The organism is Caldanaerobius polysaccharolyticus DSM 13641, assembly GCF_000427425.1.
GTDB classification, from domain to species: Bacteria; Bacillota; Thermoanaerobacteria; order Thermoanaerobacterales; family Caldanaerobiaceae; genus Caldanaerobius; species Caldanaerobius polysaccharolyticus.
In genome coordinates this window covers 649,886-676,084 of record NZ_KE386494.1, presented here as the reverse complement: position 1 = coordinate 676,084, position 26,199 = coordinate 649,886, and the positions used below count along the sequence as shown (strand labels likewise).

At 42.3% G+C, this 26,199-nt stretch carries 30 protein-coding genes, 2 tRNA genes and 1 riboswitch; of the genes, 23 read left to right on the top strand and 9 right to left on the bottom strand.

Going from position 1 to position 26,199, the window contains the following annotated elements; all coding sequences use genetic code 11:
* The first annotated feature begins 6 nt into the window (after positions 1-6).
* The 7 genes from purH to CALPO_RS14140 all read left to right on the top strand — a co-directional run bounded on the left by purH (position 7) and on the right by CALPO_RS14140 (position 5,928).
* Positions 7-1,545 (top strand): bifunctional phosphoribosylaminoimidazolecarboxamide formyltransferase/IMP cyclohydrolase, encoded by a 1,539-nt coding sequence (gene purH, locus CALPO_RS0104275; RefSeq protein WP_026486225.1) that lies wholly within the window; start codon positions 7-9, stop codon positions 1,543-1,545.
* Positions 1,546-1,557: 12 nt separating this feature from the next.
* The gene (gene purD / locus CALPO_RS0104270) at positions 1,558-2,820 is read left to right on the top strand and encodes a phosphoribosylamine--glycine ligase (protein WP_026486224.1); all 1,263 of its coding nucleotides are present in this window, start codon (positions 1,558-1,560) and stop codon (positions 2,818-2,820) included.
* Positions 2,821-2,915: 95 nt separating this feature from the next.
* Positions 2,916-3,545 (top strand): accessory gene regulator ArgB-like protein, encoded by a 630-nt coding sequence (locus tag CALPO_RS0104265; protein ID WP_026486223.1) that lies wholly within the window; start codon positions 2,916-2,918, stop codon positions 3,543-3,545.
* Between the two features lie 4 nt (positions 3,546-3,549).
* A complete protein-coding gene (locus CALPO_RS0104260; protein ID WP_026486222.1) occupies positions 3,550-4,020 on the top strand; it encodes a hypothetical protein in 471 nt (156 codons plus the stop codon).
* Between the two features lie 3 nt (positions 4,021-4,023).
* Complete coding sequence (locus CALPO_RS0104255; RefSeq protein WP_026486221.1) at positions 4,024-4,911, top strand: sensor histidine kinase; 888 nt, start codon at positions 4,024-4,026, stop codon at positions 4,909-4,911.
* Entirely contained in the window at positions 4,908-5,036 is a 129-nt protein-coding gene (locus tag CALPO_RS14390) for a cyclic lactone autoinducer peptide (RefSeq protein WP_084295158.1), read from the top strand. The genes CALPO_RS0104255 and CALPO_RS14390 overlap by 4 nt, the downstream gene beginning before the upstream one ends.
* 100 nt (positions 5,037-5,136) lie before the next feature.
* Positions 5,137-5,928: an HD-GYP domain-containing protein gene (locus CALPO_RS14140; RefSeq protein WP_051585822.1), complete on the top strand. Its 792-nt coding sequence runs from the start codon at positions 5,137-5,139 to the stop codon at positions 5,926-5,928.
* On the opposite strand, the gene CALPO_RS0104240 is transcribed toward CALPO_RS14140, so the two are convergent.
* The 5 genes from CALPO_RS0104240 to CALPO_RS0104220 all read right to left on the bottom strand — a co-directional run bounded on the left by CALPO_RS0104240 (position 5,899) and on the right by CALPO_RS0104220 (position 9,446).
* On the bottom strand, positions 5,899-6,426 hold the full coding sequence (locus CALPO_RS0104240; protein WP_026486220.1) for a helix-turn-helix domain-containing protein: 528 nt from the start codon (positions 6,424-6,426) through the stop codon (positions 5,899-5,901). The genes CALPO_RS14140 and CALPO_RS0104240 overlap by 30 nt on opposite strands.
* 140 nt (positions 6,427-6,566) lie before the next feature.
* On the bottom strand, positions 6,567-6,818 hold the full coding sequence (locus CALPO_RS0104235; RefSeq protein ID WP_026486219.1) for a DUF1540 domain-containing protein: 252 nt from the start codon (positions 6,816-6,818) through the stop codon (positions 6,567-6,569).
* A gap of 88 nt (positions 6,819-6,906) precedes the next feature.
* Complete coding sequence (locus tag CALPO_RS0104230) at positions 6,907-7,755, bottom strand: MetQ/NlpA family ABC transporter substrate-binding protein (RefSeq protein WP_026486218.1); 849 nt, start codon at positions 7,753-7,755, stop codon at positions 6,907-6,909.
* Positions 7,756-7,768: 13 nt separating this feature from the next.
* Positions 7,769-8,440: a methionine ABC transporter permease gene (locus tag CALPO_RS0104225; protein ID WP_035172154.1), complete on the bottom strand. Its 672-nt coding sequence runs from the start codon at positions 8,438-8,440 to the stop codon at positions 7,769-7,771.
* Positions 8,421-9,446 (bottom strand): methionine ABC transporter ATP-binding protein, encoded by a 1,026-nt coding sequence (locus CALPO_RS0104220; protein WP_026486216.1) that lies wholly within the window; start codon positions 9,444-9,446, stop codon positions 8,421-8,423. The genes CALPO_RS0104225 and CALPO_RS0104220 overlap by 20 nt, the downstream gene beginning before the upstream one ends.
* Positions 9,447-9,499: 53 nt before the next feature.
* Positions 9,500-9,598: riboswitch (SAM riboswitch) on the bottom strand.
* Positions 9,599-9,747: 149 nt separating this feature from the next.
* Here CALPO_RS0104220 and CALPO_RS0104215 point away from each other — a divergent pair.
* Positions 9,748-10,251, top strand: a complete 504-nt coding sequence (locus CALPO_RS0104215; protein WP_026486215.1) for a hypothetical protein — start codon at positions 9,748-9,750, stop codon at positions 10,249-10,251.
* On the opposite strand, the gene CALPO_RS0104210 is transcribed toward CALPO_RS0104215, so the two are convergent.
* Complete coding sequence (locus CALPO_RS0104210; RefSeq protein ID WP_245589908.1) at positions 10,227-11,105, bottom strand: DUF2156 domain-containing protein; 879 nt, start codon at positions 11,103-11,105, stop codon at positions 10,227-10,229. The two genes, CALPO_RS0104215 and CALPO_RS0104210, sit on opposite strands and share 25 nt — an antisense overlap.
* 117 nt (positions 11,106-11,222) lie before the next feature.
* On the opposite strand from CALPO_RS0104210, the gene CALPO_RS0104205 reads away from it, so the two are divergent.
* From CALPO_RS0104205 to pdaA, 6 genes are all read left to right on the top strand, one after another.
* Positions 11,223-11,954 (top strand): class I SAM-dependent DNA methyltransferase, encoded by a 732-nt coding sequence (locus tag CALPO_RS0104205; RefSeq protein ID WP_026486213.1) that lies wholly within the window; start codon positions 11,223-11,225, stop codon positions 11,952-11,954.
* Between the two features lie 77 nt (positions 11,955-12,031).
* Positions 12,032-12,847: a lipid II flippase Amj family protein gene (locus CALPO_RS0104200; RefSeq protein WP_035172152.1), complete on the top strand. Its 816-nt coding sequence runs from the start codon at positions 12,032-12,034 to the stop codon at positions 12,845-12,847.
* Between the two features lie 11 nt (positions 12,848-12,858).
* Entirely contained in the window at positions 12,859-13,410 is a 552-nt protein-coding gene (gene folE / locus CALPO_RS0104195) for a GTP cyclohydrolase I FolE (RefSeq protein WP_026486211.1), read from the top strand.
* A 13-nt stretch (positions 13,411-13,423) separates the two neighbouring features.
* Positions 13,424-14,320 (top strand): dipeptidase, encoded by an 897-nt coding sequence (locus CALPO_RS0104190; RefSeq protein WP_026486210.1) that lies wholly within the window; start codon positions 13,424-13,426, stop codon positions 14,318-14,320.
* A gap of 265 nt (positions 14,321-14,585) precedes the next feature.
* Positions 14,586-15,830, top strand: a complete 1,245-nt coding sequence (locus CALPO_RS0104185) for a serine hydroxymethyltransferase (protein WP_026486209.1) — start codon at positions 14,586-14,588, stop codon at positions 15,828-15,830.
* 85 nt (positions 15,831-15,915) lie between these two features.
* Positions 15,916-16,869, top strand: a complete 954-nt coding sequence (gene pdaA, locus CALPO_RS0104180) for a delta-lactam-biosynthetic de-N-acetylase (RefSeq protein ID WP_026486208.1) — start codon at positions 15,916-15,918, stop codon at positions 16,867-16,869.
* A 51-nt stretch (positions 16,870-16,920) separates the two neighbouring features.
* Here the strand turns inward: pdaA and CALPO_RS0104175 are convergent.
* Together CALPO_RS0104175 and CALPO_RS0104170 are read right to left on the bottom strand one after the other, a co-directional pair.
* Positions 16,921-16,993: transfer RNA gene (locus CALPO_RS0104175), tRNA-Glu, on the bottom strand.
* 6 nt (positions 16,994-16,999) lie between these two features.
* Positions 17,000-17,070 (bottom strand) — tRNA-Gln (locus CALPO_RS0104170).
* A gap of 180 nt (positions 17,071-17,250) precedes the next feature.
* Between CALPO_RS0104170 and gltX the strand changes: the two genes are divergently transcribed.
* The 9 genes from gltX (at position 17,251) to CALPO_RS0104125 (ending at position 26,047) form a co-directional block, all read left to right on the top strand.
* A complete protein-coding gene (gltX, locus tag CALPO_RS0104165; RefSeq protein ID WP_026486207.1) occupies positions 17,251-18,705 on the top strand; it encodes a glutamate--tRNA ligase in 1,455 nt (484 codons plus the stop codon).
* Between the two features lie 128 nt (positions 18,706-18,833).
* Positions 18,834-20,303, top strand: coding sequence for a glycerol kinase GlpK (gene glpK, locus CALPO_RS0104160; RefSeq protein WP_026486206.1), 1,470 nt, complete (start codon positions 18,834-18,836; stop codon positions 20,301-20,303).
* A 20-nt stretch (positions 20,304-20,323) separates the two neighbouring features.
* Positions 20,324-21,781 (top strand): NAD(P)/FAD-dependent oxidoreductase, encoded by a 1,458-nt coding sequence (locus CALPO_RS0104155; RefSeq protein ID WP_026486205.1) that lies wholly within the window; start codon positions 20,324-20,326, stop codon positions 21,779-21,781.
* Positions 21,774-23,030, top strand: coding sequence for an NAD(P)/FAD-dependent oxidoreductase (locus CALPO_RS0104150; RefSeq protein ID WP_026486204.1), 1,257 nt, complete (start codon positions 21,774-21,776; stop codon positions 23,028-23,030). The genes CALPO_RS0104155 and CALPO_RS0104150 overlap by 8 nt, the downstream gene beginning before the upstream one ends.
* Positions 23,020-23,373 carry a DUF1667 domain-containing protein gene (locus CALPO_RS0104145; RefSeq protein ID WP_026486203.1) on the top strand — a complete coding sequence of 118 codons (354 nt, stop codon included), beginning with the start codon at positions 23,020-23,022 and terminating at the stop codon, positions 23,371-23,373. Before CALPO_RS0104150 ends, CALPO_RS0104145 begins: the two co-directional genes overlap by 11 nt.
* 54 nt (positions 23,374-23,427) lie before the next feature.
* Positions 23,428-23,826 carry a dihydroxyacetone kinase phosphoryl donor subunit DhaM gene (gene dhaM, locus CALPO_RS0104140; RefSeq protein WP_026486202.1) on the top strand — a complete coding sequence of 133 codons (399 nt, stop codon included), beginning with the start codon at positions 23,428-23,430 and terminating at the stop codon, positions 23,824-23,826.
* A 157-nt stretch (positions 23,827-23,983) separates the two neighbouring features.
* A complete protein-coding gene (locus CALPO_RS0104135) occupies positions 23,984-24,262 on the top strand; it encodes a hypothetical protein (protein ID WP_026486201.1) in 279 nt (92 codons plus the stop codon).
* Positions 24,263-24,334: 72 nt separating this feature from the next.
* Positions 24,335-24,655 (top strand): ArsR/SmtB family transcription factor, encoded by a 321-nt coding sequence (locus CALPO_RS0104130; protein ID WP_026486200.1) that lies wholly within the window; start codon positions 24,335-24,337, stop codon positions 24,653-24,655.
* Positions 24,656-24,682: 27 nt separating this feature from the next.
* Entirely contained in the window at positions 24,683-26,047 is a 1,365-nt protein-coding gene (locus CALPO_RS0104125; RefSeq protein ID WP_245589882.1) for a radical SAM protein, read from the top strand.
* Here CALPO_RS0104125 and CALPO_RS15210 read toward each other — a convergent pair.
* On the bottom strand, positions 25,969-26,199 hold a 231-nt coding region (locus tag CALPO_RS15210), incomplete at its 5' end, for an IS3 family transposase (protein ID WP_407638206.1). The two genes, CALPO_RS0104125 and CALPO_RS15210, sit on opposite strands and share 79 nt — an antisense overlap.

Sequence of the window (26,199 nt, the reverse complement as noted above, 5' to 3'; positions counted from 1 at the left end):
TGAAAATTGGTTAAAAGGGCACTGATAAGCGTTTCAAACAAAGAGGGAATTGTGGATTTTGCCAGGGAACTGGCGAATATGGGCGTGGAGATTATATCCACAGGGGGAACAGCAAAGGCGTTGAAGGATAATGGAATAAGTGTGACAAGTATCTCGGATGTTACGGGATTTCCTGAGATAATGGATGGCCGCGTTAAAACGCTGCATCCTGCTATACACGGAGGGATTTTGGCAGTAAGGGATAACCCTGATCATATGGCTCAAATTGATAAGCTGGGGATAAAGCCCATTGATATGGTTGTGGTAAACCTCTATCCCTTTAAAGAGACTGTGTTGAAGGAAGGGGTTGCACTGGACGAGGCTATAGAAAACATAGATATCGGCGGCCCCAGTATGTTGAGGGCAGCGGCAAAAAACTATAAGTACGTGATAGTTATAGTAGATCCCAAAGATTATGAAGTGGTGTTAAAAGAGCTTAAAACCGATGGCGATGTCAGCTATGAGACTCGCTTCAAACTCGCAGCAAAGGTATTCGTACACACCAGCCAGTACGACACACTGATAGCCGATTATCTCAAGAGGCAGGCAGGATATGAGAAATATCCTGATATGCTGACGCTTACCTTTGAGAAGGTGCAGGATCTCAGATACGGCGAAAATCCCCATCAGACAGCGGCTTTTTACAGGGAAATAGGCAACAGGTCTTCAAATCTGGTCAGTGCAATTCAGCTTCACGGAAAAGAGCTTTCGTTTAATAACATAAATGATGCCAATGCGGCCATTGAATTGGTTAAGGAGTTTGAGGAGCCGGCAGTGGTGGCGGTTAAACACGCTAATCCCTGTGGCGTGGGTATTGCTGACAACATCTTTGACGCATATATGAAGGCATATGAGTGTGATCCTGTATCTATATTTGGAGGGATTGTGGCATTAAATCGCAGAGTAGACTATAAGACAGCAGAGAAAATGCACGAGCTCTTCTTGGAGATAATTGTGGCTCCAGATTATGAGGACGACGCGTTGGTTGTCCTCAAAAAGAAGAAAAACTTGAGGGTATTAAAGCTCCAGCTGGATATGCCTCAAACCGCGCAGTTTGATGTGAAAAAGGTAAACGGCGGATTGCTGGTGCAGGATATGGATACAGTGGATGTTGATGTGCACCAGTTGAAGGTAGTTACCCAGAGAAAGCCGACTGATCAGGAGATGATGGATCTTCTCTTTGGCTGGAAAGTGGTGAAATATGTCAAATCCAATGCCATAGTGCTGGCAAAAGGCGGGCAGACTGTGGGCATAGGCCCCGGACAGGTCAACAGGATATGGGCGGCGGAGAACGCTATAAGACAGGCAGGGGAAAGGTCACGTGGTGCTGTGTTGGCGTCAGATGCCTTTTTTCCATTTCCTGATGTGGTGGAGGCCGCGGCAAAAGCCGGGATTACGGCTATAATTCAACCAGGTGGATCCATAAGAGATGAGGAGTCTATCCAAGCCGCCAATAAATACGGCATTGCCATGGTATTTACAGGCATAAGGCACTTTAAGCATTAAGGAGGGAGAGATGTGAAGGTATTGGTCGTGGGAGGCGGGGGGCGGGAGCACGCTATAGTGTGGAAATTAGCTCAAAGCCCCAAAGTTGACGAGATTTACTGCGCCCCGGGTAATGGCGGTATAGCGAAGATAGCCCATTGCGTGGATATAGCAGCAGACGCTGTGGATGAACTGGCGGACTTTGCTCAGGAAAACGACATAGAGCTTACTGTGGTAGGACCCGAGATACCCCTCATGAAAGGGATCGCGGATGTGTTTAACAGGCGGGGATTGAGGATATTTGGCCCTTCCAGGGATGCAGCGGTTATAGAAGGAAGTAAGTATTTCACAAAGCTCCTGTTGCAGAAGTATAATATTCCCACGGCGAAATTTAAGGCCTTTGATAATCTGGACGAAGCTGTGAATTACTTAAATGAGGTTGAGTACCCCACGGTTATTAAAACCGATGGATTGGCCCAGGGTAAAGGAGTAGTCATAGCGGAGAATAGAGATGAGGCTCAAAAAGCCATAGAAGATATTATGGGCAAAAGGATTTTTGGAAAATCCGGCGATACGGTTATAATTGAAGAGTGCCTGCGAGGACATGAATTGTCTGTACTGGCTTTTACCGATGGGAAGACAGTGGTGCCTATGGTGAGCGCCATGGATTATAAGAGGGTGTACGATGGGGACATGGGTCCAAATACAGGTGGCATGGGCAATATAGCGCCAAATCCCTATTACACTGAGGACATTCACAGGGAAACGGTGGAAAATATATTAAAACCCGTTGTAAGGGCTATGGATGCGGAGGGCAGAAAATACAAAGGGGTGTTGTATGCAGGGCTTATGCTGACAAAAGACGGCCCAAAGGTGCTGGAATTTAACGCTCGTTTTGGTGACCCTGAAGCCCAGGTTATACTTCCTCTTCTGGATGCGGATCTTGTGGATATAATGGAAGCGGTTGTAGATGGGAGATTAAGTGAAATGCAAATAAAATGGAAAAATAAGGTTGCTATGTGTGTGGTAGCAGCATCGGCGGGCTATCCTGGCAAATATCAGTTGGGGTTTGAGATAAGCGGACTGGACGATGTAGATGAGGATGTGATGGTTTTTCACGCCGGTACGAAAAAGGAAGGGGAAAAGCTGCTTACATCAGGGGGTAGGGTTCTGTCTGTTACTGCTTTGGGCGATAAGCTCTTGGATGCCAGGGAGAAAGTCTATAATAACATAGATAAAATTGATTTTAAAGGAATGCAGTACAGGAGAGATATCGGTAAGATCAAGCCCCAGTGAATGGGTTTTTTTTTTATATGCGAAGAAGGATTTTGTAAAACTTTGTAGAATTATAGACTCATGATTGACTGTAGAGTAAAGGCAGGTTAGAGAATATGGAAGAGATATCACGTAGAGTGCTGATTTACATATGCAGCAAAATACCTTTAACCGATGAGCAGAAGGATTATGTTTATTTCGGCCTGCAGCTCATCTTGGAGAGCTTTGTAGAAATAATCACCATCCTGGTCGTGGCGTATGTTATAGGTATTTTTAAGGAAACGTTTGTTTTGCTGCTTGTAGCGGGAGGATTTAAGCTCATATCGGGAGGCGCTCATTGCAATACCTTTGGATCATGTTATGCCTTTTCTCTTATTGTGTATCCCATAGCAGGACTTATTTTAAGGTATATTATTATGTGGAATGTGGTTAAACCGTATTATATGTATATTGCTTTTGCTGCAGTATTGCTGGTCTGTTACTTTTACGCCCCAGCGCAGGTGGCAGCAAAGCCCATTGCTTACGGGTTAAAAAAGAGGTATAAAATCATTTCAATGGCGTTGGCTACAGCGATCTTTGCGCTGGCAGGGCTTTTTTATGTGTTCGATTATAAGAGAATAGCTGTCGGTATAGTTACTGCCGTGGTTTACCAATCCCTTTTTATTGCCCCTTTGGGTTTTAAAATCACAAAAGCTTTTGATGCTTTATACAATAAAATAGTAAGATCAGGTTTAAGAGGGAGGTGAATGCATGACGTATAGGTTTATAGACGTGTTCATCATAACCATACCTGAGACGCTGATAACTCTCCTCGTAGCGCTTCAGCTTTTAGGTTTAAGTCCTAATTTCGGGAAATTAATGCTGGTATGTACATTGCAGGGGTTTGCTACCTATGCTATAAGGCAAATACATGTTTACACTTTGTTACATTCGCTGCTACAGTTGTTAGTGTGCATTTTGCTAGTGGTATACATTTTAAAAGTGGATTTTAAGTTGGTCTTTGTGTCGCTGGTGATCACGGTGGTTGTGTATGGATTTATTGAACAGATTTTTACGTCTTTGGTTTTAAGCATACTTCATGTGTCTTTATATGAGGTGATGAAGAATCAGTTATTGGAACTTGTGGCTTTTTCTCCGCAGTTTTTGTTTATGATATTAGTTTATTTTTTGCTACGAAGGTTTAATTTGACTTTGACGAATACGTATTCGAAAGAGGAATAGGTTATGAAAGACAAGTTTATGGCTATCATCTTTTACATAGTGTCTTTGCTGTTGTTGCTTGCGTTGATAAATTTCGGTTATTATTACATATTTCTGGGTGTTTTAGATTTTCGCGACGGACTCATCGGTTTAATAGCTATGGATATAGTGTTGCTATTACTTGCCGTTTATGGTATTATAATGATAAAGAACATATTTAAGATGATAGAAATTGAAAAAGAGCACATGATCAGAGAGATAAATTACAAGAACCTTGAAGAAATAAATAAAAGCCTCAGGATACAAAGGCATGATTTTTTAAACAACATACAGGTTATATATGGGCTTTTAAATATCAACATGCCTGATGAGGCCATTAAATACATACAGGAGATGTTTAAAGAGCTTAAAAAATTTGAGAACATATTCAGGACGAAAAGTATTGCGGTAAATGCTCTTTTAAATTCTAAGTATTCTATAGCCAAGATAAAGAACATAGATATGAGGTTTGACGTTAAAACAGCTTTGGAATACCTTGATTTGATGCCCCATGAGATAACCCAAATATTGGGGAATGTAATAGACAATGCTATAGAGGCTGTTGAGACATGTGGGGAAAAGGTTGTGTGTATTGGCATTTACGAGGACGATATTAATTATCATTTTAGTGTGTACAACAAGGGCTCATTTATACCTGATGATATAATAGAGCACATATTTGACTATGGCTTTAGCACAAAAGGGAGAGAAGGCCGTGGTATAGGTTTATATACTGCCAAGTCGTTGCTTGCTGCTAGAAATGGTTCAATAGAGGCTGTTAACCTGGATGATGGTGTAGAATTTAGAATACATGTAGAAAAACATCATCCGGTTCAGCATAATAAAATGCCAAAGGAGGGGGAAGGAAAATGAAAAAGCGCAATGTATTGCTGTCGTTGTTTGTTTCCCTGGTGACATTGGTAGCTACTACTGGAGTTGGTGTGGCATCGTGGTGGACATACCATCAACCGGAGCTTCCTGAAAGGCTGAAGAAGTAATTTTGTTTGTATTTTAGTTGTTTTGTTTGTTTTTATGGTGCTTTTCACCTTTTTATGCTGCAATATATAAGTTGAAATCAGGTAATGGAGGATGCTATGAATGCTGGAAAAGAATGTAAAATGGGGGGGGGGGTATTTATTACCATCTCCCCCGATAATTTACACCAAGTTTAGCAGCAGGTATTTAGGGGTCAGGTATTATCTGGATACATTGTTTGACCACATGAATTCTACTGCTTTTTATGTGCTCTTGATTTGTGAGGCGTTGAACTTGGATAAGGAGGAGACAGGACTGTATGTTACAGGAGCTTTGCTCCACGATGTGGGAAAAATAAAAATTAAAAAAGAGATATTGGTTAAAAGCGAGCCTCTGAACGATCTGGAGTGGATGGAAATAAAAAAACACCCCCTGTACGGTGTAGGGGTTGTATGTGAAGATTATGGAGTGACAGAAGGCGTTATCCCTATTATTAAGTACCATCATGAAAGGTATGATGGCAATGGATACTATAAAGTTGATCAAAAAGCAGTGCCTCTTGGCGCAAAGATCGTTTCTATAGCAGATGCCTTTGACGCTATGTATAGCGTCAGGCCTTATCGCAATCCCATGAGCTTTGTGTCTATCATTCAGGAAATAAATCGCTGTAGTGGAACGCAGTTTGATCCTTCCATAGTTAAAATAGTATACGATTATTACGGCTTTCTTGATGGCAAAAAAGCAAATGCAGAATCTATAAAGCAGATAATCGAACGTGGAGAAAGGTGGCTTAACCAACTTCTGGAATGGGATGTCCCTTACCTTTATATACAGAGCTTTAATGCGTTGCTGGATAAATTTATTAATGAATGGTATATTATAGGCTTACTTCCTGAATATCCTGGACAAAAATGATTTTTTGGGGGATATTTTTTGTTTTTGCCTCCATTCTTCTATGAATTTGTCTACCCTTTCAAAGGATTGGCTGGTAGCGGCAATCTCTTCCTTTACTTCGTTTATAGTATCGATAATGGATATTCTGCTTTGGTAGCTTTCATGGCGTATTTCGTCGAGTAGCTGGGATCGAAATGTTTCCATGTAATCGATAAAGTTGTTGTACAGAGCTATTTCTCTCGAGTTATCTTTTACAGCTACGTCGGTTTGTGGTGATTGCTCTATAACGCTGTCGTTTTCCAGGATCTTTTTTATAGCTTTCAGGTTGAGCCCTTGCTCTTTTAAAAAGAATATTTTTTCAAAAAGCTCTATTTCTGCTTTGCCGAAAATCCTTTGGCCTAGTTCGTTACGGGGTAGTTTCAGGTCTAGTTCTTTTTCATACCATCGAATTGTCTGGATGGTGGTGTTAAATCGTTGAGCCATTTCTCCTATAGATATCATAATTTCTGTGTTTTCCATAGTTGCTTCCCCCTTGCGTTAGCTAAAACTGTACCATAAATAGTATTGTATACCATAATTATACATCAACGTTACCGTATTGTAAAGTGCTATTGCGTTTTTTTACATAAAAAAGAGTTCCTTTAAGGAACTCTTTTACATTATTGTCTATACACGCCATCGGCTTTAAAATTACCAGCGTTTTTATCAGTGAAGGTTTTGCAGCATGTCTCCATGCACGTCCTGACAGGTGTTGTAGACATGGTCGCGGCATTTCGTGGTGCGTCGAAAGCCTCGCTTTTTTCGTCGCCAACTTTATCAGACGTGACCAGTATTTCGCTGGCTTGGCACACATTGCCTGTACCCCAGTAGTGACAATTGCTTACGCTGCAATGTATGTGTTGCTGTGGCATTGTATTACCTCCTTAAAATTTATTTTATTCCCTTCCCTTTTTATTATGTCGTACAATGGAGGTAATATACTGCCATCTGGGATTTTATTTAAAACGCAGGCACGATAGCGCCTTTGTACTTGTCTTGGATAAATTTCTTTACTTCAGGAGAGTTTAATGCTTTAGCCAGTGCTTGTATGCCGGGATTGTCTTTGTTGTCAGGTCTTGTTGCCAGTATGTTAGCGTAAGGTGAGTCTTTATCTTCCAGTATTATAGCGTCTTTTAAAGGATTTAAATGGGCATCTAAAGCGTAATTGCCGTTTATCACTGCACCGTCTACATCCTGTAGCACACGCGGAAGTTGAGCTGCATCCAGTTCCTGGAATTTTATGTGTTTGGGATTGTCTACTATGTCTTTCTGAGTAGCCGTAAGGGGAGCGTCTTTTCTCAACTTAATGACATTGTACTTTTGCAACAAAAGCAATGCTCTACCTGAATTGGTGGGATCGTTGGGAATGGCTATAGTGGCTCCATCTTTTAGTTCATCGATTTTTTTGATTTTTTTAGAGTACAAACCCATGGGTTCTATGTGTACTTTAGTTACAGAGACCAGATTTGTTCCCTTTTCTTTGTTAAACTCGTCAAGGTAAGGCTGGTGCTGGAAGAAGTTTGCGTCCAACTGCCTGTCATATACCGCCTCGTTAGGTGTAACGTAATCGGTCATTTCCACTACTTCCAGTTTTACTCTCTGTTTTTCCAGTATTGGCTTCACAAAATTGAGTATTTGAGCGTGGGGCACAGGAGAAGCTCCTACCTTTATCACTGTTTCTTTTTTAGCTTTTGCATTAGCATCTTGGGTTTTGGCTGAGGTTTTATTATTATTAGCGCTTTTTGCACATCCTGATGCCAGGACGATGACGATTGCTAGTGACAATATAACCGATAGGATTTTTTTCACATCAATTCCTCCTTTATTTCTTATTGAGTATAGCTGCAATATAATTTCCTGTGGATTGAATCACCTGGACCATTATTATAAGTATCACTATGGTAGCGACCAATACATCTGTTTGGAATCTCATATACCCGTACCTTATGGCCAGGTCTCCTAGCCCTCCTCCACCGATGGCTCCTGCCATGGCGGAGTAACCTATGATGTTTATTACGGTCAACGTTATGCCTAATACCAGCGACGACCTGGCTTCAGGTAGCAGTACTTTGAATATGATCTGGGGGATGGACGCGCCCATGGAGAGAGATGCTTCTATTACGCCCCAGTTTACTTCTAGTAGAGAACTCTCTATCACCCTGGCTACAAAAGGAGTTGCAGATAAAGCCAGGGGCACGATAGCCGCGGTGGTACCTATGGTAGTGCCCACAATAAAGCGGGATATAGGAAATATAGCTATCATCAGTATAATAAAAGGCACGGACCTGGCCGTATTGATGATAACTCCCAGCACACTGTTGAGGCGAGGTTTCTCCCATATGTTGCCTTTTCGAGTTATTACCAGGATAATCCCCAGTGGTGCTCCAAAGAGAACGGCAAAAAGAGTTGAGAAAAACACCATGTATACGGTTTGGATCAAAGAGGGAGCTATGATTTGGTACAGATTTACGAACTCATTTATTATGCTGTTCATCGGTTAACACCTCTACCTTTAGGCCCTTTTCTTTTAAGTATTGGAGGGAAGAGGAGACCCCCTCAGCATCGCCTGATACCTTTACAAGAAGCTTACCTATGGATATGTCCTTGACGTTGTCAATAGTTCCTCTGATTATGTTGACGTCCACGCCGTATTTTCTGATCATGTTAGATATTACCGCTTCTGATGTAGCAGTACCCGTAAAACTGATTTTTATAAATTTTTCTCCGGGTTTTTCTAAAATCTTTATGTCTTCGGGCAGATTAGCGGTTATATCTTCAATAAATGCCCTGGTGGTCTGCGTTGAAGGATTGGTAAACAGATCTACTACATCTGCTTGCTCTATTATCTTTCCGTTCTCGATGACGGCTACTTCATCGCAGATTTCCTTTATGACGTCCATTTCGTGGGTGATGACTATGATTGTTATGCCGAACTTTTTGTTGATCTCCTTCAGCAGCTTGAGTATAGACCTGGTCGTCATGGGATCCAATGCGGACGTGGCTTCGTCGCTTAGAAGTAAGCGGGGGTGATTGGCCAATGCCCTGGCTATACCTACTCTTTGCTTTTGTCCGCCACTTAATTGGGAAGGATAACTATAAGCTTTTTCTTCTAAGTCCACCAGGCGCAACAGCTCATGTACCCTGTCCTTTATCTTGTCCTTAGGGTAATTGGCTATCCTAAGGGGGAAGGCCACGTTTTCGTAGACGGTAGCGTTGGACAACAGGTTAAAGTGCTGAAAAATCATCCCTATTTTTTTGCGCATCTCCCTCAGTTGTTTTTTATCCAGCGCTGTGATGTCTATATCGTCGATATATATACGGCCTTTTGTAGGTTCTTCAAGCCGATTTATACATCTTACCAATGACGATTTGCCGGCGCCGCTTAGACCTATTATACCGAATATGCTTCCGTCTTTGATAGTGAGGCTTATGTCGTCTAATGCTACAACTTTTTGACCACCGGTGTCGTATACTTTAGATAAGTTCTGGATTTTTATCATTTCGTTCACCCGTCTTTCCGCATCAAAAAAACCTCTTCGAGAGAGGCTTTACTCTCTCATCTTTCAGGGAGATCCCTGCAGGATTTGGCACCGTGCTTAAAGCCGGTTGCCGGGCTTCATAGGGCCAGTCCCTCCACCACTCTCGATAAGAGTTCTCACTATTTAGATAGATTTTATATAGATTTATGGTACAAGTATATTAAAAATTATTTAATATGTCAACATAAAATTTATTTAAAAAATAGTGTTTTTATTGACTCGAACACAAGTTCGATATATAATATACCTGAGGTGGTAAGGAGTGTTAAACTTTCCTGTAAAAGCCGATGAAATATGCGCGGTGGTGCCAGAACCCTGTAAAGGAAGGGCTTGCGTCAAGATTATAGACAATAACGGAACAGGGTATACGGTACCTTGCAGGGTTGTTTATGTTCTCAAATACATGGCGTGGTATTTTGCCAGGGATTTGAGTGCTCTGAGAGTCGAGTGTAGCAATATAACGGGAAAAAAGCTATACCTACCCATACCTTTTAGCAGAGACATAATAATGGTTCCCCTTAAAATGCGCGGGGAACGTGGCATAGGTGAAAAGACAGGATATATAAATTACTGCCAGGTGGATATGGCTAGACTTAAGGGCCAAACTATATACCTGCGTAGCGGTGTACATATAGATTCTTGCAATTCTGCGGATACGGTGTACAGGCATTTAAAAGCTGCTGAAACTGTTCTTTACCATATGTTCGGCCGTGATGTTGTTGTCAGAGAAAAAAGCAGAAGTTACATTTGTCCCCTGTACTTGTAGACCATCTTTACGGGATGATAGGATTGTTTAGCTCTCCTCAACCCGGGTATACCCATATCCTGCTCTCTATTGATATAAGGTATGGAAGCCCATGCGGTCTCTGCGAAGCATTGGTTTATAAAGGCATATAGATCAGGTATATCCGGGTTGGCCTTTTCTATATGCACTACGGCTGTATCAGGGTTGAGCAATTCGCCAAAGGTATAACCTTGTATTTCTCCTTGTATTTTTACTACAATACCTTTTACATCGAATATTTCGTAATTTTCAAAAAAGGTCTTTATAGAGTGAAATTCCTCCAATAGGCCAGGGTTTTGCTGGAGGTCTTTGTCCTCAAGCCACTTTTCTGTAAAGCTCAAACATTCTGCGACATGATTTTTGCTTAGGTTTTCCACAGTGTAATTGTACAGCTTTTTAAAGCGGTTTACGTGGTTTTTCTTCGAATGGTATTTTCGCCCGGATAAGTTTATGAGGTCACTGGTGTTGTACACGTAGTCGCTGTTGTCCTCGTCTAGGACCATGTTCACATTAAAAAGTTCTTTTATTTTTTTTGCCATATGTTCTGGAAAACGCTCAAAGAATACGCTTAATCCTTCTTTGGCGTATCGTTCCCATAATTTTTCAAGGGCTTTTATGGTGTTGGATTCATCGCCTACTGGGGGCAGTATGGTGATGGCGTCTTTTTGAGATACAAGGCAAAGGCAATCTTGAATTACTTCGTAGTGAAGGTTGTAGCGGTGATTCCACATATAAAGGTTTGTAAAGGTGTATTCGGAGATCTGCGGAGGGTATTTTTTGAAGAAAAAATCCAGGATATTTTTGTCTTCTATGTGTAATAATTTCAATAATCTCACCCCATGATAATGATGTTCAAAGTATCCAACCACTGATAATCATTATAGCATAACATGATGTTGCAACAAAATTATTTATATTGTAGAATGAGTTTATAAAATGCACGAGGTGATATGATGTACGAACAGTTTGCTAGGTTTTATGATAGGCTGGGCTGGGGGGATTACGCGAGAAACTTGTGGCCGCATATTAAAGAGTATATGGATACTATTAATTTTAAACCTTATAACATGCTGGATGTGGCCTGTGGTACCGGTGTTTTAACGATTAACGCGTCAAAAGACGGCATAATTGCAGAAGGATTGGATATATCCGATGAGATGCTAAAAGAAGCAAAAAAAAATTCTGAAAGAGCGGGCGTCAGCGTAAAGTACTATCGATGCAACATGTGCGATTTTGACCTGAATAAAAAGTACGATCTTGTTACATGCACCTTTGATGCTATAAATCACCTCAGAACTTTTGAAGAGTGGACCGCCATGTTTAGGTGTGTCAAAAGGCATTTAAGAGATTGCGGCCTTTTTATTTTTGACATGAACACGTTAAAAGACCTGAAAGAAAACTGGAACAATATAAAAGTCAGGAAACATCCAAGAGGTGACTACACCATATCCAAGAGCATATCCTTTGGCGATATGGCTTGTGTGACTTTTACTGCTTTTGTTAAAAAGGACGACGGACTTTTTGAGGGATACGAAGAGAGCATTATGGAAGTCAGTTTTCCCTTGGAAAAAGTGGTGGATTCACTGGTACAAATAGGTTTTAGGAATGTGACTATTATGGATAATCGGTTCAAAATCGCTGATCCTGATAGCCTTGACAGAGCTTTTATATCCTGTAGAGCATAAATTTATTGCAAATGACCTGATTATAAAATATAATTGAAGGGGTTTATATGAAGTTTAAAAAGTGAATGGGTGGTTAAATGCTTAATGTAGACATAAACAGATTAGTGCTGGTATGTAGTGCCACATTTATAATCCAATTTATCGATACATTGTCGTATTCTATAAGGCCTTCGGGAGTGAGAACAGGTAAGATAGCTATCGCTTTATCACTTTTTAATATACTGGCGTTAATTTCGAGGCTTTCTAATATGGTTCAGACGCCTTTTCTAAGCAGTATAGTGGATATAGCCATAAAAGAGAATAAAGTGTCTTCGCTGGCCATAGTGTTCAGGCTTGTAATAGCTACTGCAACGGTTGCCACGATTTTAGGTATTGCATTTATACCATCCTTTGTGAGGATATTCTCTAAAGCGATAGACAGGCTGGATGCTTCAGGCTCTGTGCCCAGGCTTATACTTAATTCTATGTCTATAAGGCGCATAAAAGACCTCGCGCAAAATATCGTCAGGCCGAGGATAGATATGATACAAAATACCAAAAACGCTAACATTCCCAAGGGCTTTTTGATACTCAATATACCTATAACTGCTATATACACGGTAGGTATGTTATCAGCCATATATGCTGGAGCATTGTTGCCTCAGTTCAGGTTGACGGCCAGTTCGCTTTCGGGTATTATTAACGGCATGGCCACTATATTACTGGCTGTAATGGTTGATCCTGTAGCAGCTATGGTTACAGATCAGGCCCTACACGGCAAGAGGACCTTAAGAGATGTTAATGCCATGGTGATCTACTTGGTGGGCGGCAAACTTCTTGGCACGATTTTAGGGCAGATCATATTTGTGCCTGCTGCCGAATTTATCGTGTTCATAGCAAAATTGATTGTCTAGAGGTGTTGGGATTGAATGAGGAAAAGATAAAAGAGGCGATAAGGGTAATATTAGAAGAGATAGGCGAGGATCCTGATAGAGAAGGTTTAAAGGATACCCCTGATAGGGTATACAGGATGTATAAGGAGATTTTCTCAGGCATAGGTGCGGATCCTAAAGAGGTACTGACAGCTGTTTTTCGCGAGGAGCACAACGAATTGGTCATTGTAAAAGATATAAGGTTTTATTCTATGTGTGAACACCATATGGTGCCTTTTTTTGGCAGAGCTCACGTAGGCTATCTTCCCGATGGAAAAATAATAGGCCTGAGCAAGATAGCACGTCTGGTCGATGTGGTCAGCAAGAGATTGCAGCTGCAAGAGCGCATGACCAAGATGATAGCTGATTCCCTGGAACAGCGGTTAAAGCCCAAAGGCGTTATTGTCATGCTGGAAGCGGAGCACCTTTGCATGAGCATGAGGGGTGTGAAAAGGCCGGGTTCTACGACTGTGACAGTAGCTACCAGGGGAATTTTTAACACCGATGAGAATATGAGAAAGAGGTTTTTTGAGTTGGTGAAATAAAAGGGGGAGTTAGATGATTATAGATTTTCACTGCGATACCTTGACCAAGGTTTTAGATGGTGAGAAGTCGATAAAGAGCGATGATATGGTGCGCTGGGGGATAAAAGGTCAGGTTTTTGCTGTATTCATGAATCCGTCTTATAGAAAGGACTTTTCGGTTAAGGCGCTGGAGATGATAGATATTCTTTACCGCGCTGTGGAACTTGACCAAAGGCTGATCTTTGCTGTTTCATATAGAGACTTTGAAAGAGCTTTAAAAGATAATAAGGTTGCGTGCATGCTGTCTATAGAGGGTGGAGAAGCCCTTGAAGGCAGTCTTTCGCTTCTCAGGGCTTATTACAGGCTCGGAGTCAGATCCATGACGCTTACGTGGAATGGGAGAAACGAGATAGCCGATGGTATAGGGGAAGAAGCCGGAGGTGGGTTAACCCGTTTTGGCCAAGAGGTTGTAAAGGAGATGAATAGGCTTGGCATGTTGGTGGATGTGTCCCATCTCAGCGTAAAGGGCTTTTGGGATGTTCTCAATGTATCTTCGGCTCCTGTGATCGCTTCTCATTCTAACTGTAAGGCTTTATGTTCCCATAGGCGAAATTTAGACGATGATCAGATGAAGGCTTTGGCTCAGCGCGGTGGCGTCATGGGCATAACCTACGCTGATGTGTTTTTAAGCGATGGCAAGGCTTCACTTGAAGACGTAGTGAACCACATAGACTACGCTGTAAATCTTATGGGTATAGATCACGTGGCATTGGGGTCTGATTACGATGGCTGTGACTTTCCTTATGGAATGACCATGGAAGATGTGGGTGAAATTCCGTTTTTGCTCAAAAAAAGAGGTTATACTGATGAGGATGTGAGTAAAATCATGTACCAAAACTGGCTAGAAGTCATAAAAAAAGTGATAGGTTAAAAGGCAAAAAATCGGGGCTCTGTAGAGTACAGAGCCCTATTATAGATTAGATTTGTTTATATTAAAGGGGGAGTCAATGTATTGACCGATTTATAATATACAACATTTTATGCAGTTTATCAACATTCTTCTACAATTGTTCACAAAAAATTAACAATACCGTTTTCATAAGAAGGGGCATATGTGTGGCACTTACAATTGCGATATCCTTTTTATATATGGTATAATAGATGCAATCCAGTTATAACGAGAAAGGGGACAGGTTATGGAGATAGCCGTAATCAGGGATACCGATCCTGAAATAGCTGATGCGATTTTAAAAGAGCTGGACAGGCAGAGAAATAAAATCGAATTAATAGCGTCAGAAAATTTCGTAAGCCGTGCTGTCATGGAGGCGATGGGAACTCCGCTGACCAATAAGTATGCAGAAGGCTATCCAGGCAAAAGGTATTATGGTGGATGTGAATACGTGGACATCGTGGAAGAGCTGGCGATAAAAAGACTTAAAGAGCTATATGGAGCTGAATATGCCAATGTACAGCCTCATTCGGGTGCTCAGGCTAATGAGGCGGTGTATTTTGCGGTGTTAAAGCCAGGCGATACGGTCATGGGCATGAGCCTGGCCCATGGAGGACATCTTACCCATGGAAGTCCTGTGAACATATCTGGGCAATATTACAACTTTGTTGCTTATGGCGTAGACGAGAACGGTTATATAAATTACGATGAGGTAAGGGAGATAGCTCTTAAATATAGGCCCAGGCTTATCGTAGCTGGTGCCAGCGCCTATCCCAGAATAATTGATTTTAAGAGGTTTAGGGAGATAGCTGATGAATGCGGTGCGTATTTGATGGTAGATATGGCGCATATAGCGGGTCTGGTTGCCGCAGGTCTACATCCAAATCCGGTAGAATACGCTCAATTTGTAACTACCACAACCCACAAGACTCTCAGGGGGCCTAGAGGAGGAGCGATTCTAGCAAAAGAGGAATTTGCTAAGGCTATAAATAAGGCGGTTTTTCCTGGCCTGCAAGGGGGACCGTTGATGCATGTCATCGCTGCAAAAGCTGTATGCTTTAAAGAGGCTTTATCCGATGAATTCAAGGCGTATCAACGTCAGATTGTCAAAAATGCTAAGGCATTATCTCAAGCCCTTATGGAAAGGGGGTTTAACCTGGTCTCAGGGGGAACTGACAATCACTTGATGTTGGTGGATTTGAGAAACAGGGGCATAACTGGTAAAGAGGCTGAAAAAAGATTAGATGAAGTAGGTATAACCGTCAATAAAAATGCTATACCTTTTGATCCACAAAAACCGAATATAACCAGTGGACTTAGATTGGGAACGCCGGCAGTTACTACTAGAGGCATGAAAGAAGATGATATGAGGATTATAGCTGATATCATAGATATAGTACTCAGGCCTGAATTTGATGCGGAAAAAGCTAAGTCTATGGTAAAATCTCTATGCAATGCGTACCCGCTTTACAAAGATATGCCGTTATTGTAAAAATGTTCCATGTGAAACAAGGGCCTTTATATTTCAGTATAATGGTTACAATAGTATTGTGACCTTATACTGAGGGGGTGATGCGTTGAAAAAGATTTTGTCGCTGGCTATAGCTGTAATAATTTTCATCGCTGCAGGGTGTAGTTTTAGTACAAAGCCCAAGGTGACAAAAGTTTATCCCCAGAAAGAAAAAACTCAGCAAGAATCAGCAAATGATAGTATTCAGAGAAGTGAGAGTCACCGTATATCCAATGAAAGTAAAGTGCCTGAAAAAACGGCTGAACAAACAAATGAAAAGACTAATGAGGAGACTAAACCCGTTAAAATCGGCGAGGCAGCAGCTCAGCCGGGATACGACAATAAAATAATTGGCTGGGGCTTAAAGCAGAACACGGATCAGAAACCTCCTGAAGTCCCTAGTAGCTGGGTTGAAATGCTCAAAAAGTACAACGGCTATTATATAGGTAATACCGCTAAAAAGGAGGTATACCTTACTTTTGATGAAGGCTATGAAGCAGGCAATACAGGTCGCATTTTGGATATACTTAAGGACAACGGCGTAAAAGCGGCTTTCTTTGTCACAGGGCACTTTGTAAAGACTAACCCCGAACTGGTAATTCGCATGGTAAAGGAAGGGCATATTGTGGGTAATCACACGGTCAACCATCCCAGTATGCCTACTATAAGCAATGAGAAAATAAAGCAGGAGCTGGACGGAGTTCAGGAAGCTGTATACAATCTGACCCATTACAAAATGATATATATGAGGCCGCCTAAAGGAGAGTTCAATGAGCGCACACTGGCTTATACCAGTGAACTGGGCTATAAAACGGTCTTTTGGAGCCTGGCCCTTGCTGATTGGCAACCGTTGCCAGGTGGTCCTGAAGAGAGCTACAATACTGTAATGAAATACATGCACCCTGGCGCTATTATACTGCTCCATGCTGTTTCCAAGGACGACACTGAAGCCTTAGATAAGATTATAAAGAGCATAAAACAACAGGGATATGTTTTCAAAAGCCTAGATCAATTACAATAAGATAAAAAAGCTAATAAAAAGACCTCCTAACTCAGGAGGTCTTTTATATCTTAGCCCTATGGGGAATCGAACCCCAGTTTCCGCCGTGAGAGGGCGGCGTCCTAGGCCGCTAGACGATAGGGCCGTAAAGCTGCGGGACTAGGATTCGAACCTAGACAGCATGATCCAGAGTCATGCGTGCTACCGTTACACAATCCCGCACTATCTCATGGCGTCTCATCCGCCGACAGATGATATTATAGCATGGTTTTTGGTAGAATGCAATACCCTTTCGCAAAATTAAACCTGATTAAACCTTTGAATACTGGCTGAAAAAGTTGCATTTGATTGTTTGTATAATGTATAATCTATTTAAGGTAAAAATGTTAGGGAGGATTATAAATGACGGAGGTTAGAACGAGATTTGCACCAAGTCCAACGGGGTATATGCACATTGGCAACCTTAGAACGGCGCTTTACGCCTATCTGATTGCCAAAAAGAACAATGGCAAGTTTATACTCCGCATTGAGGACACCGATCAGGAGCGATATGTAGAAGGGGCTATTGACGTTATTTACAATACATTGAAACTGGTTGGACTGCAACACGACGAGGGGCCAGATATAGGAGGTCCTTACGGGCCTTATGTGCAAAGCCAGAGAAGAGAGATATACAGCCAATATGCAAAAAAATTAATTGATATAGGTGGGGCTTATTATTGCTTTTGCTCAAAAGAGCGGTTAGACGCGCTGCGACAAGAATGCGAGCGAAAGGGAATTCCTTTTAAATACGATGGACATTGCAGAAATATCAGCAGGGAAGAGGCTGAAGAGAGGATAAAAAGAGGAGAGCAGTATGTGATAAGGCAGAAGATTCCCGCTACCGGGACCACTAGTTTTCACGATGAAGTCTTTGGAACTATAACGGTATCCAATGACTCTCTGGACGATAACATATTGATAAAGTCAGACGGGATGCCCACTTATAATTTTGCCAATGTGGTAGATGATCACCTGATGAAGATAACCCATGTGGTAAGAGGCAGTGAGTACCTTTCCTCTACGCCTAAGTACAATCTCCTTTATAAGGCTTTTGGGTGGGAAATACCCACTTATATACATCTGCCGCTGATAATGAAACCCCATGGCGGTAAATTAAGCAAAAGGGAAGGGGATGCTTCTTTCGAGGATTTCTATAATAAAGGGTATCTTAAAGAGGCGATTATAAACTATATTGCGCTTTTGGGCTGGAGCCCGGGAACCGATGAAGAGATTTTCACCCTTGAGGAGCTTAAGCAGAGATTTTCCATAGAAGGGTTGAGTAAATCGCCTGCTGTTTTTGACATAAACAAATTGAGATGGATGAACGGAGAGTATATAAGGAGTATGAGCCTAGAGGAGTTTAACGAGCTTGCGATGCCGTATTATAAAAAAGCAATTAAGAGACAGGATATTGACTATATGAAATTGAGCAGATTACTTCAAACTAGGACAGAGGTTCTTGGGGAAATACCTGACAATATAGACTTTATAGAAGAATTGCCTGATTATGATGTGAATATGTACGCGAATAAGAAGATGCGCACAGACCTTAATAATTCACTGGAGTACCTGAAGAAAGCATACGAGGCTTTGCAAGGCGTAGATAAATGGGATGATGAACACATTCACGAGGCTTTGTTTAAGTTAATCGCGGAGCTGGGTGTTAAAAATGGACAGGTGCTATGGCCTGTGAGGACGGCGGTTTCAGGGAAACAGTTTACTCCGGGAGGCGCCATAGAGCTTAGCAGCCTTTTAGGTAAAGAGGAGACTTTAAGGCGGATTAAAATAGGGATAGAGAAACTGTCAAATGTTTAGATAATCTAGCCTCTTAGGTAAGTAGGGTAGAGCAAAAAGCTCTACCCTCTTTTTGATTACAATGTAGAGGCAAAAAGGCTTGACTTGGCGTGATAAAATATCATACAATCGTTTAAGGGGGAGATTTTATGTACGTAATAGCTCTTGATGCAGGAACTACCAGTGTGCGCGCTATCCTGTACGATAGAAATGGGAAAGCCTTGGAATCAGCGTCCAGGCCGATAAGGATAAAAACCCCAAGACCTGGATGGGTACAGCAAGATGCAGAAGAAATATACGCACAGGCGGTAAACGCTTTAAGAGAGCTTGCGGATAAGGCGGCGCTCACCGCTTCTGATGTGGCTGCTATCGGAATTGCCAATCAAAGGGAGACCGTTGTGGTGTGGGACAAAAGCACAGGCATTCCGGTGTACGATGCTATAGTGTGGCAGTGTCGCAGGACAACGGATATATGTGAAAAGGTTAAATCTGATGGCATGTCAGTGGAAATTTTTGAAAAGACGGGTCTTCAAGTCGATGCTTACTTTTCTGCTACCAAGATAAAGTGGATTCTTGACAATGTTCCGGGGGTAACAGATAGGGCTGCAAAAGGACAGTTGTTAGCAGGTACTGTTGATTCCTATCTGGTTTGGAAGCTCACAGGAGGCAAGGTACATATAACTGATCATACCAATGCGTCCCGCACCATGCTGTATAACATAAGGGATTTGAAATGGGACAAAGGTTTGCTTGATTACTTTAAAATACCTCCTTGTATGCTTCCTGAGGTGACGGATTCGGCAGCCAGAGTGGGCTATACCGACGTTTTAGGTGGGTTTGTGCTGATAGGCGGTATCGTAGGGGATCAGCAGGCATCGCTGTTTGGGCATTGTTGTTTTGAAAAAGGGGAAGCTAAAAACACCTATGGGACAGGTAGTTTTATGTTGATTAACACGAAAGATTATGTGAGGGCCCCTTCAGGGCTTTTAAATACTATTGCTTGGAGCATAGATGGAAAAGTCACCTATGCTATAGAAGGCAGTGTGTTTGTAAGCGGTGCTTTAATACAGTGGTTGAGGGATCAGATGGGTATTTTGCGAAGTGCAGAGGAGTCAGAGGAGCTGGCCTTGCAAATTCATGATAATGGAGGGCTTTATATAGTGCCGGCTTTTGCCGGGTTGGGTGCTCCCTATTGGGATATGCACGCCAGAGGATTGATCGTTGGGATAACGAGGGGTACTACAAAAGCGCACATCGCCAGGGCAGCTCTTGAATCCATGGCTTACCAGGTGTACGATGTATTTGAAGAGGTAAAGCAAAATACTGGTTTTGCTATAAAATCTCTTAAGGTCGACGGAGGTGCCAGCGCTAACAATTTTCTTATGCAATTCCAATCGGATATACTGGGAGTTGATGTGGTGAGGTCAAAAGATAAGGAAACCACAGCGCGGGGAGCCGCATATGTAGCGGGGATAACAGCTGGCATCTGGGATTTTGGCGCGTTAAAAGGGTTGGACCAGGTGGATAAGGTATTTAAGCCCGATGTAAATTTCGATAAGGCTAAGGCGATAAATGGGTGGAAAAGAGCTGTAGAAAGGTCCAGAAAATGGGCAATCTAGCTATGAATAGAGGTGTTTTTATGTACGACGTTGCTATAATCGGCGGCGGTATAACAGGGTGTGCTATTGCCCGGGAATTATCAAAGTACGATGTATCGGTGGTGCTGATAGAAAAAGAAGAAGACGTGGCTGCAGGTGGTGCCAGTAAAGCCAATAGCGGTATAGTGCACGCAGGTTATGATCCGCTGCCGGGTTCTTTAAAAGCCAGACTAAATGTAATGGGTAACGCCATGTATGGTGATTTGTCGGAGAAACTCGACATACCTTTTAAGAGAATAGGATCACTGGTATTGGCCTTTGACTACCATGATCGGGAAGTGTTGAAGGAGCTGTATGCGCGAGGAGAGCGCAATGGTGTTATAGGAATGAGGATCGTGGAACGGGACGAATTAAAAGAAATGGAGCCTAACGTAAGTGAAGATGCTGTTGCGGCTCTTTATGCTCCTTCAGCGGGAATAATATGCCCTTATGAAGCTACTATAGCATTTTACGAAAATGCCAGGGATAACGGCGTAGAATTCTCATTTGAAAGCAAGGTCTTATCTATAACAAAAGAAGATTGCTTTATCGTAGAGACAACTTCAGGTGCCTTTAAAGCCCGTTATGTAATAAATGCGGCGGGTATGTATGCTGATGAGATAAGCAGACTGGCCGGTGCAGAGGAGTTAAATATTATACCTAGGAGGGGAGAATACGTTTTATTAGACAAATCTCAAGGACATATCGTGAACCACGTGGTTTTTCAGACCCCGTCCAGGTATGGCAAGGGCATATTGGTAAGCCCTACGGTAGATGGAAACCTGCTAATAGGCCCTAATGCTGTAGATATTCCGGATAAAGAAAATGATATAACCACGCAGGCAGGACTGGATGCGGTGGTGTCAGGTGCCAGAAAGAGTATTCCGGTTTTTGATTTGAGGGAAAGAATCACAAATTTTGCGGGAATAAGGGCGGTACCATTAATTGGAGATTTCATAATAAGAGAGTCTTTAAAGGTCCGTGGTTTTGTAAATGCTGCAGGGATAGAGTCGCCTGGTCTTACTGCTGCTCCTGCTATTGCCGTTGAGGTTCGAAAGATCTTGGGTCAAGCAGGGCTTAGGCTGGTGCCTAAAAGGGATTTCGTTGAAAGGCGATCTGTAGTTCGATTTAGGGAGTTGAGCCTTGAGGACCGGGCGGAGTTGGTAAAAAAGGATCCCAGGTATGGGAGAGTTATATGTAGGTGCGAAACCGTGACGGAAGGGGAAATTGTAGATTCTATAAAAAGAGGGGCGAGAAGCATAGATGCTGTAAAGAGGAGGACTAGGGCCGGTATGGGAAGATGCCAAGGGGGATTTTGCACCCCAAGGGTTATAGAGATTTTATCGCGGGAACTTAACATACCTATGGATGAGGTGACAAAAAGCGGCGATGGGTCTTTTATGCTTGTGGGCAGGATAAAAAAGCAAAGGAAAGTCCAAAGGAGTGAATTGAATGCTTGAATACGACGTGGTGATAGTTGGCGGAGGGCCGGCCGGCCTTGGTGCAGCTGTGCAAGCCCATGATGAAGGTGCCAGGGTTTTGATACTGGAAAGGGATAGCGAACTGGGAGGAATTCTCAGGCAATGTATTCACAATGGATTTGGCCTGCACGAATTCGGAGAAGAGCTTACAGGGCCTGAGTACGCCCATAGGTTTATTGAACAAGTAAGAGCTAGATCTATTGACGTTAAATTAAATACGATGGTGTTGGATATAACTCCAGAGAAAAATGTATATGCGGTAAACAGCGCAGAAGGTGTATTGGGTATAAAGGCTAAATCTGTGGTCCTGGCTATGGGTTGCAGGGAAAGGACCAGAGGAGCGATAGGCATTCCGGGTTCCCGGCCTGCTGGCGTTTACACGGCAGGAACTGCCCAGAGATTTATAAACATAGAAGGATACATGCCTGGCAGAGAAGTGGTAATATTGGGATCAGGGGATATCGGGCTCATTATGGCCAGGAGATTGACGCTGGAAGGGGCGCTGGTAAAGTGCGTCCTTGAAATCATGCCTTATTCCACAGGGCTTACAAGGAATATCGTGCAATGCCTTAATGACTTTGACATACCCCTGCTTTTAAATCATACTGTCACTGAAGTACACGGCAAAAAAAGGGTAGAAGGTGTGACGATAGCCCGCGTCGACGAAAGCAGAAGACCTATTGTAGGCACTGAGAGATTTATAAGTTGTGATACTTTGCTTTTGTCAGTAGGTTTAATTCCGGAGAATGAGCTTTCAAAAAAAGCCAATGTAAGACTGGATAGGATAACTGGGGGTGCCGTGGTGGATGAGTATATGCATACATCCGTTGATGGCATATTTGCCTGCGGAAATGTCCTTCAGGTTCACGATTTGGTGGACAATGTGACAAAAGAGAGCAGGGTGGCAGGCAAAAGCGCGGCGCTCTATGCCATGGGTAAGCTTGCGAGGTCCCATGATTACGTTGATGTGCGAGTAGGCAGTGGGATAAGATATGTAGTTCCCCAGAAAATATCCGCTGATGGGGAAGGGGATATAACGCTGAGCATGAGGGTTACAGGTATTTTTGAAAACAGGTATATCGTGCTAAAAAGCGGGGATAAAGTCATAAGGCGTTTTAAGAGGAGCTATCTGACGCCGGGGGAAATGCAGATATTAAAAGTAAAGAGGTCGGATATAAGAGATCTTAAAGGCTCCCTTGTTGTGGAGGTGGAGAATAATGAGCAGTAAAAATTTTATATGTATTGGATGCCCTCAGGGCTGCAGGCTTAAGGTGACTGGAGAGGGAGATGACCTTGAAGTAAAAGGCTATAAATGCAAGAGAGGGTTTGACTATGCCAGGCAGGAGGCCGTACATCCGGTCAGGATGCTTACCACGGTAGTGTTGGTGGAGGGTAGAACAAGGCCCCTTCCAGTTAGGACTCAAAGGCCTATTCCAAAGGAATTGATACTTAAAGCAATGGATCAGTTGGCCCAAGTGAAAGTAAAGCCACCTTTGAAATTAGGAGATGTGGTTTTGAGCGACATATTGGGCACAGGTGTGGATGTGATTGCTACGGATGATGTTTGTTAGTCTTGAGAAAAATATGGTATAATATATTACAACATATTTAAGAGAGGGATAGCCATGGTAAATGTAGTTCTCGTGTCACATAGTAAAAAAATAGCTGAGGGTTTACTGGATTTGCTGAATGATATGGTGAAGAATCCGGTGAAAGTTGTTGCTGTGGGAGGATTGGAGGATGACTCCCTGGGCACTGATGCAAAAAAAATATACGGTGCTATACAAGAAGTCTATAACGATGATGGTGTTGTAGTTATAACAGATATAGGAAGTGCCATTGTAAGCGCTCAAATGGCTATAGATATGATAGAAGATGAAAAAAAGAGAGAAAAGGTGAAAATAGCTGATTGCCCGTTTTTGGAAGGTGCGGTGGCGGCTGTTATGGAAGCATCGATAAAGGGAAGTATTGACGATGTTTTAAGTGCTGCGCAACAGGCTAAGGATTACGAAAAGATCGTATGAAGGATGTTGACATTCTCTTTTTTTTATGTTACCATAAAATTGATTTTATATCAAAATACATCGTTATATAGTTATATATTCATATACTTATCAATATAATATAAATGCAAGGAGAGGTGGAAGCAGTTACAAATAATTTTCAAAGGGGGATAGTCAAATGTATTGGATTGTCTTGATAGTCGTGGGTGTGATAGTAAGTTTGGTATTTAATCCTATTTTCTTTAAAGGGAAGACGTTTAAATACGGTGGCTATTGGTCGATACTCATTGCTGCCCTTTTAGGCGCATGGGTAGGAGACCTGGTGTTGGGGAACTGGGGGTGGATGTTGGCATCATATAACGTCATTGCTGGACTTATTGGCTCGGTAATATTTAATTTTATTTGGGATTTAATAGCCAAGGACTCATCTTCAAATACCAGTTCCACAAAGGCTTGATGCAGAACTGCACACCTCCCCTTGATTTGTTTTTTTGGACAAGGGTTTAGGAGGATAAATGGAGGAAAGGATATGCCAGATATTAAGGAATTAAAAGTCAGGTTATTTAAAGGTTTTTCTGATTCCACGAGGCTTTCAATAATTGAGGCTCTGAAAAAGCGTGAAAAGACCGTGTCTGAGCTGGTGGCAGAAATCGGTGGTACTCAGTCAAATATCTCCGGGCACCTAAGGTGCCTAAAGGATTGGGGCATCCTTGAGAGCAGGCAAGAAGGTAGAAATATTTACTATTACATCCATGATAAGCGCATACTGGATATATTGAAGAGCGCTGATATGGTGATAGCTAATTTTATGGAGAGTTTATACAAGAAATCTAAAGCCCAACCTGTATGATGTACAATTTAATGAGGAGGGATCTTCGTGAAACCTTTAAAACAGTACTTGCAGGAAACTGCTGTAAGTGGACTTATAAGTTACCTGGAAAGGAATCCTGAAAAGAATTTGGCCAACATTATGGCTTTTGGCCGGCGATTGGCGATAAATCCCAACCATAAAAAGCTGGCTGAGAGCGTGGAGCGATATGTGCTAGACAAGAATAGCAACTGGCATCATTTTACTATGGGTATTTTTAGAGACATCCACCCCAATGTGATCAAGCGAATGGGCATAAATTTTTTCGTTAATGCTACGCTTTACGGGGTTCCCAAGCAACAGGAAGCTGAAAAGGAACTGGGAGTAGGTGTTCCGTGGGCGATTTTGATGGATCCCACAGAGGCCTGTAATTTGAGGTGCAAAGGGTGTTGGGCAGGAGATTATACTAGAGCTCATCAATTGAGCTTTGATCTCATGGATCGAATATGCACGGAAGCTAAAGAACTAGGGATATACTTCATAGTGCTATCAGGTGGGGAACCAACGGTCAGAAAGGATGATATATTCAAATTAGCAGAAAAGCACAATGACATGGTGTTCCATCTGTTTACCAATGGCACGCTGATTGATGAAGATTTTGCAGATAAGATGGTGAAATTGGGCAATGTCACGGTAGCAGTGAGCATAGATGGCCTTGAGGAGTCTACGGATTACAGGCGTGGAAAAGGGGTTTTCCAGAAAGTCATGAGGGCCATGGACATAATGAGAGAAAAAGGCGCTGTATTTGGATTTTCTACTACATATACGAGGCTTAATACAGAAGAGGTGGCTAGCGATGAGTTCATAGACCTTATGATAGAAAAAGGAGCGAGATTTGGTTGGTATTTCACGTATATACCTGTGGGCGCTGAATCTGACCTGGAATTTATGGCAACCCCTGAGCAGAGAAAGTACATGTACGAAAGAGTAAACCAGATAAGGGCTACAAAGCCGTTGTTTGTGGTGGACTTCTGGAATGACGGCGAGGCCAGCAATGGCTGCATAGCAGGTGGAAGGCGGTATTTCCATATAAATGCCATGGGCGATATTGAACCATGTGCTTTTATCCATTATGCCAACGACAATATAAAGGATATGAGTTTAAAAGAAGCTCTAAAAACACCTATATTTAGGTCTTATCAAAAGAGACAGCCTTTTAACACAAATTTGCTGAGGCCGTGTCCTTTGATAGATAATCCCGAGATGCTGAGGGATATTGTCATCGAATCAGGGGCGCACAATACGCAGGAGCACGACGATACGGATATCCGCATTTTGGCAGATAAATTAAAAGATTACTCTGAGGCGTGGGGAGAGGTTTCGGGAGAAATATGGAGTGAAAAGGAAAAGATCAAAAACGATATGGCAGGATAAAAACAAAAGAGCCGGTAATGAACTGAACCCCAAATGTTAGACAGTTTAATTAAGCTACTCCTTGGGACTGAATCCGGTATTGAACCGGGCTCAGTCCCTTTTAGTTTACACTTAATCCTCTTATTATTGTAATAGTCTATGTATTCCTCTAA

Coding starts and splice junctions, on each gene's coding strand:
- CALPO_RS0104265 (WP_026486223.1), top strand. CDS start 2,916: ATGGAAGAGATATCACGTAGAGTGCTGATTTACATATGCAGCAAAATA.
- CALPO_RS0104260 (WP_026486222.1), top strand. CDS start 3,550: ATGACGTATAGGTTTATAGACGTGTTCATCATAACCATACCTGAGACG.
- CALPO_RS0104255 (WP_026486221.1), top strand. CDS start 4,024: ATGAAAGACAAGTTTATGGCTATCATCTTTTACATAGTGTCTTTGCTG.
- CALPO_RS14390 (WP_084295158.1), top strand. CDS start 4,908: ATGAAAAAGCGCAATGTATTGCTGTCGTTGTTTGTTTCCCTGGTGACA.
- CALPO_RS14140 (WP_051585822.1), top strand. CDS start 5,137: ATGCTGGAAAAGAATGTAAAATGGGGGGGGGGGTATTTATTACCATCT.
- CALPO_RS0104240 (WP_026486220.1), bottom strand. CDS start 6,426: ATGGAAAACACAGAAATTATGATATCTATAGGAGAAATGGCTCAACGA.
- CALPO_RS0104235 (WP_026486219.1), bottom strand. CDS start 6,818: ATGCCACAGCAACACATACATTGCAGCGTAAGCAATTGTCACTACTGG.
- CALPO_RS0104225 (WP_035172154.1), bottom strand. CDS start 8,440: ATGAACAGCATAATAAATGAGTTCGTAAATCTGTACCAAATCATAGCT.
- CALPO_RS0104220 (WP_026486216.1), bottom strand. CDS start 9,446: ATGATAAAAATCCAGAACTTATCTAAAGTATACGACACCGGTGGTCAA.
- CALPO_RS0104205 (WP_026486213.1), top strand. CDS start 11,223: ATGTACGAACAGTTTGCTAGGTTTTATGATAGGCTGGGCTGGGGGGAT.
- CALPO_RS0104200 (WP_035172152.1), top strand. CDS start 12,032: ATGCTTAATGTAGACATAAACAGATTAGTGCTGGTATGTAGTGCCACA.
- CALPO_RS0104190 (WP_026486210.1), top strand. CDS start 13,424: ATGATTATAGATTTTCACTGCGATACCTTGACCAAGGTTTTAGATGGT.
- CALPO_RS0104185 (WP_026486209.1), top strand. CDS start 14,586: ATGGAGATAGCCGTAATCAGGGATACCGATCCTGAAATAGCTGATGCG.
- gltX (WP_026486207.1), top strand. CDS start 17,251: ATGACGGAGGTTAGAACGAGATTTGCACCAAGTCCAACGGGGTATATG.
- glpK (WP_026486206.1), top strand. CDS start 18,834: ATGTACGTAATAGCTCTTGATGCAGGAACTACCAGTGTGCGCGCTATC.
- CALPO_RS0104155 (WP_026486205.1), top strand. CDS start 20,324: ATGTACGACGTTGCTATAATCGGCGGCGGTATAACAGGGTGTGCTATT.
- CALPO_RS0104150 (WP_026486204.1), top strand. CDS start 21,774: ATGCTTGAATACGACGTGGTGATAGTTGGCGGAGGGCCGGCCGGCCTT.
- CALPO_RS0104145 (WP_026486203.1), top strand. CDS start 23,020: ATGAGCAGTAAAAATTTTATATGTATTGGATGCCCTCAGGGCTGCAGG.
- dhaM (WP_026486202.1), top strand. CDS start 23,428: ATGGTAAATGTAGTTCTCGTGTCACATAGTAAAAAAATAGCTGAGGGT.
- CALPO_RS0104135 (WP_026486201.1), top strand. CDS start 23,984: ATGTATTGGATTGTCTTGATAGTCGTGGGTGTGATAGTAAGTTTGGTA.
- CALPO_RS0104130 (WP_026486200.1), top strand. CDS start 24,335: ATGCCAGATATTAAGGAATTAAAAGTCAGGTTATTTAAAGGTTTTTCT.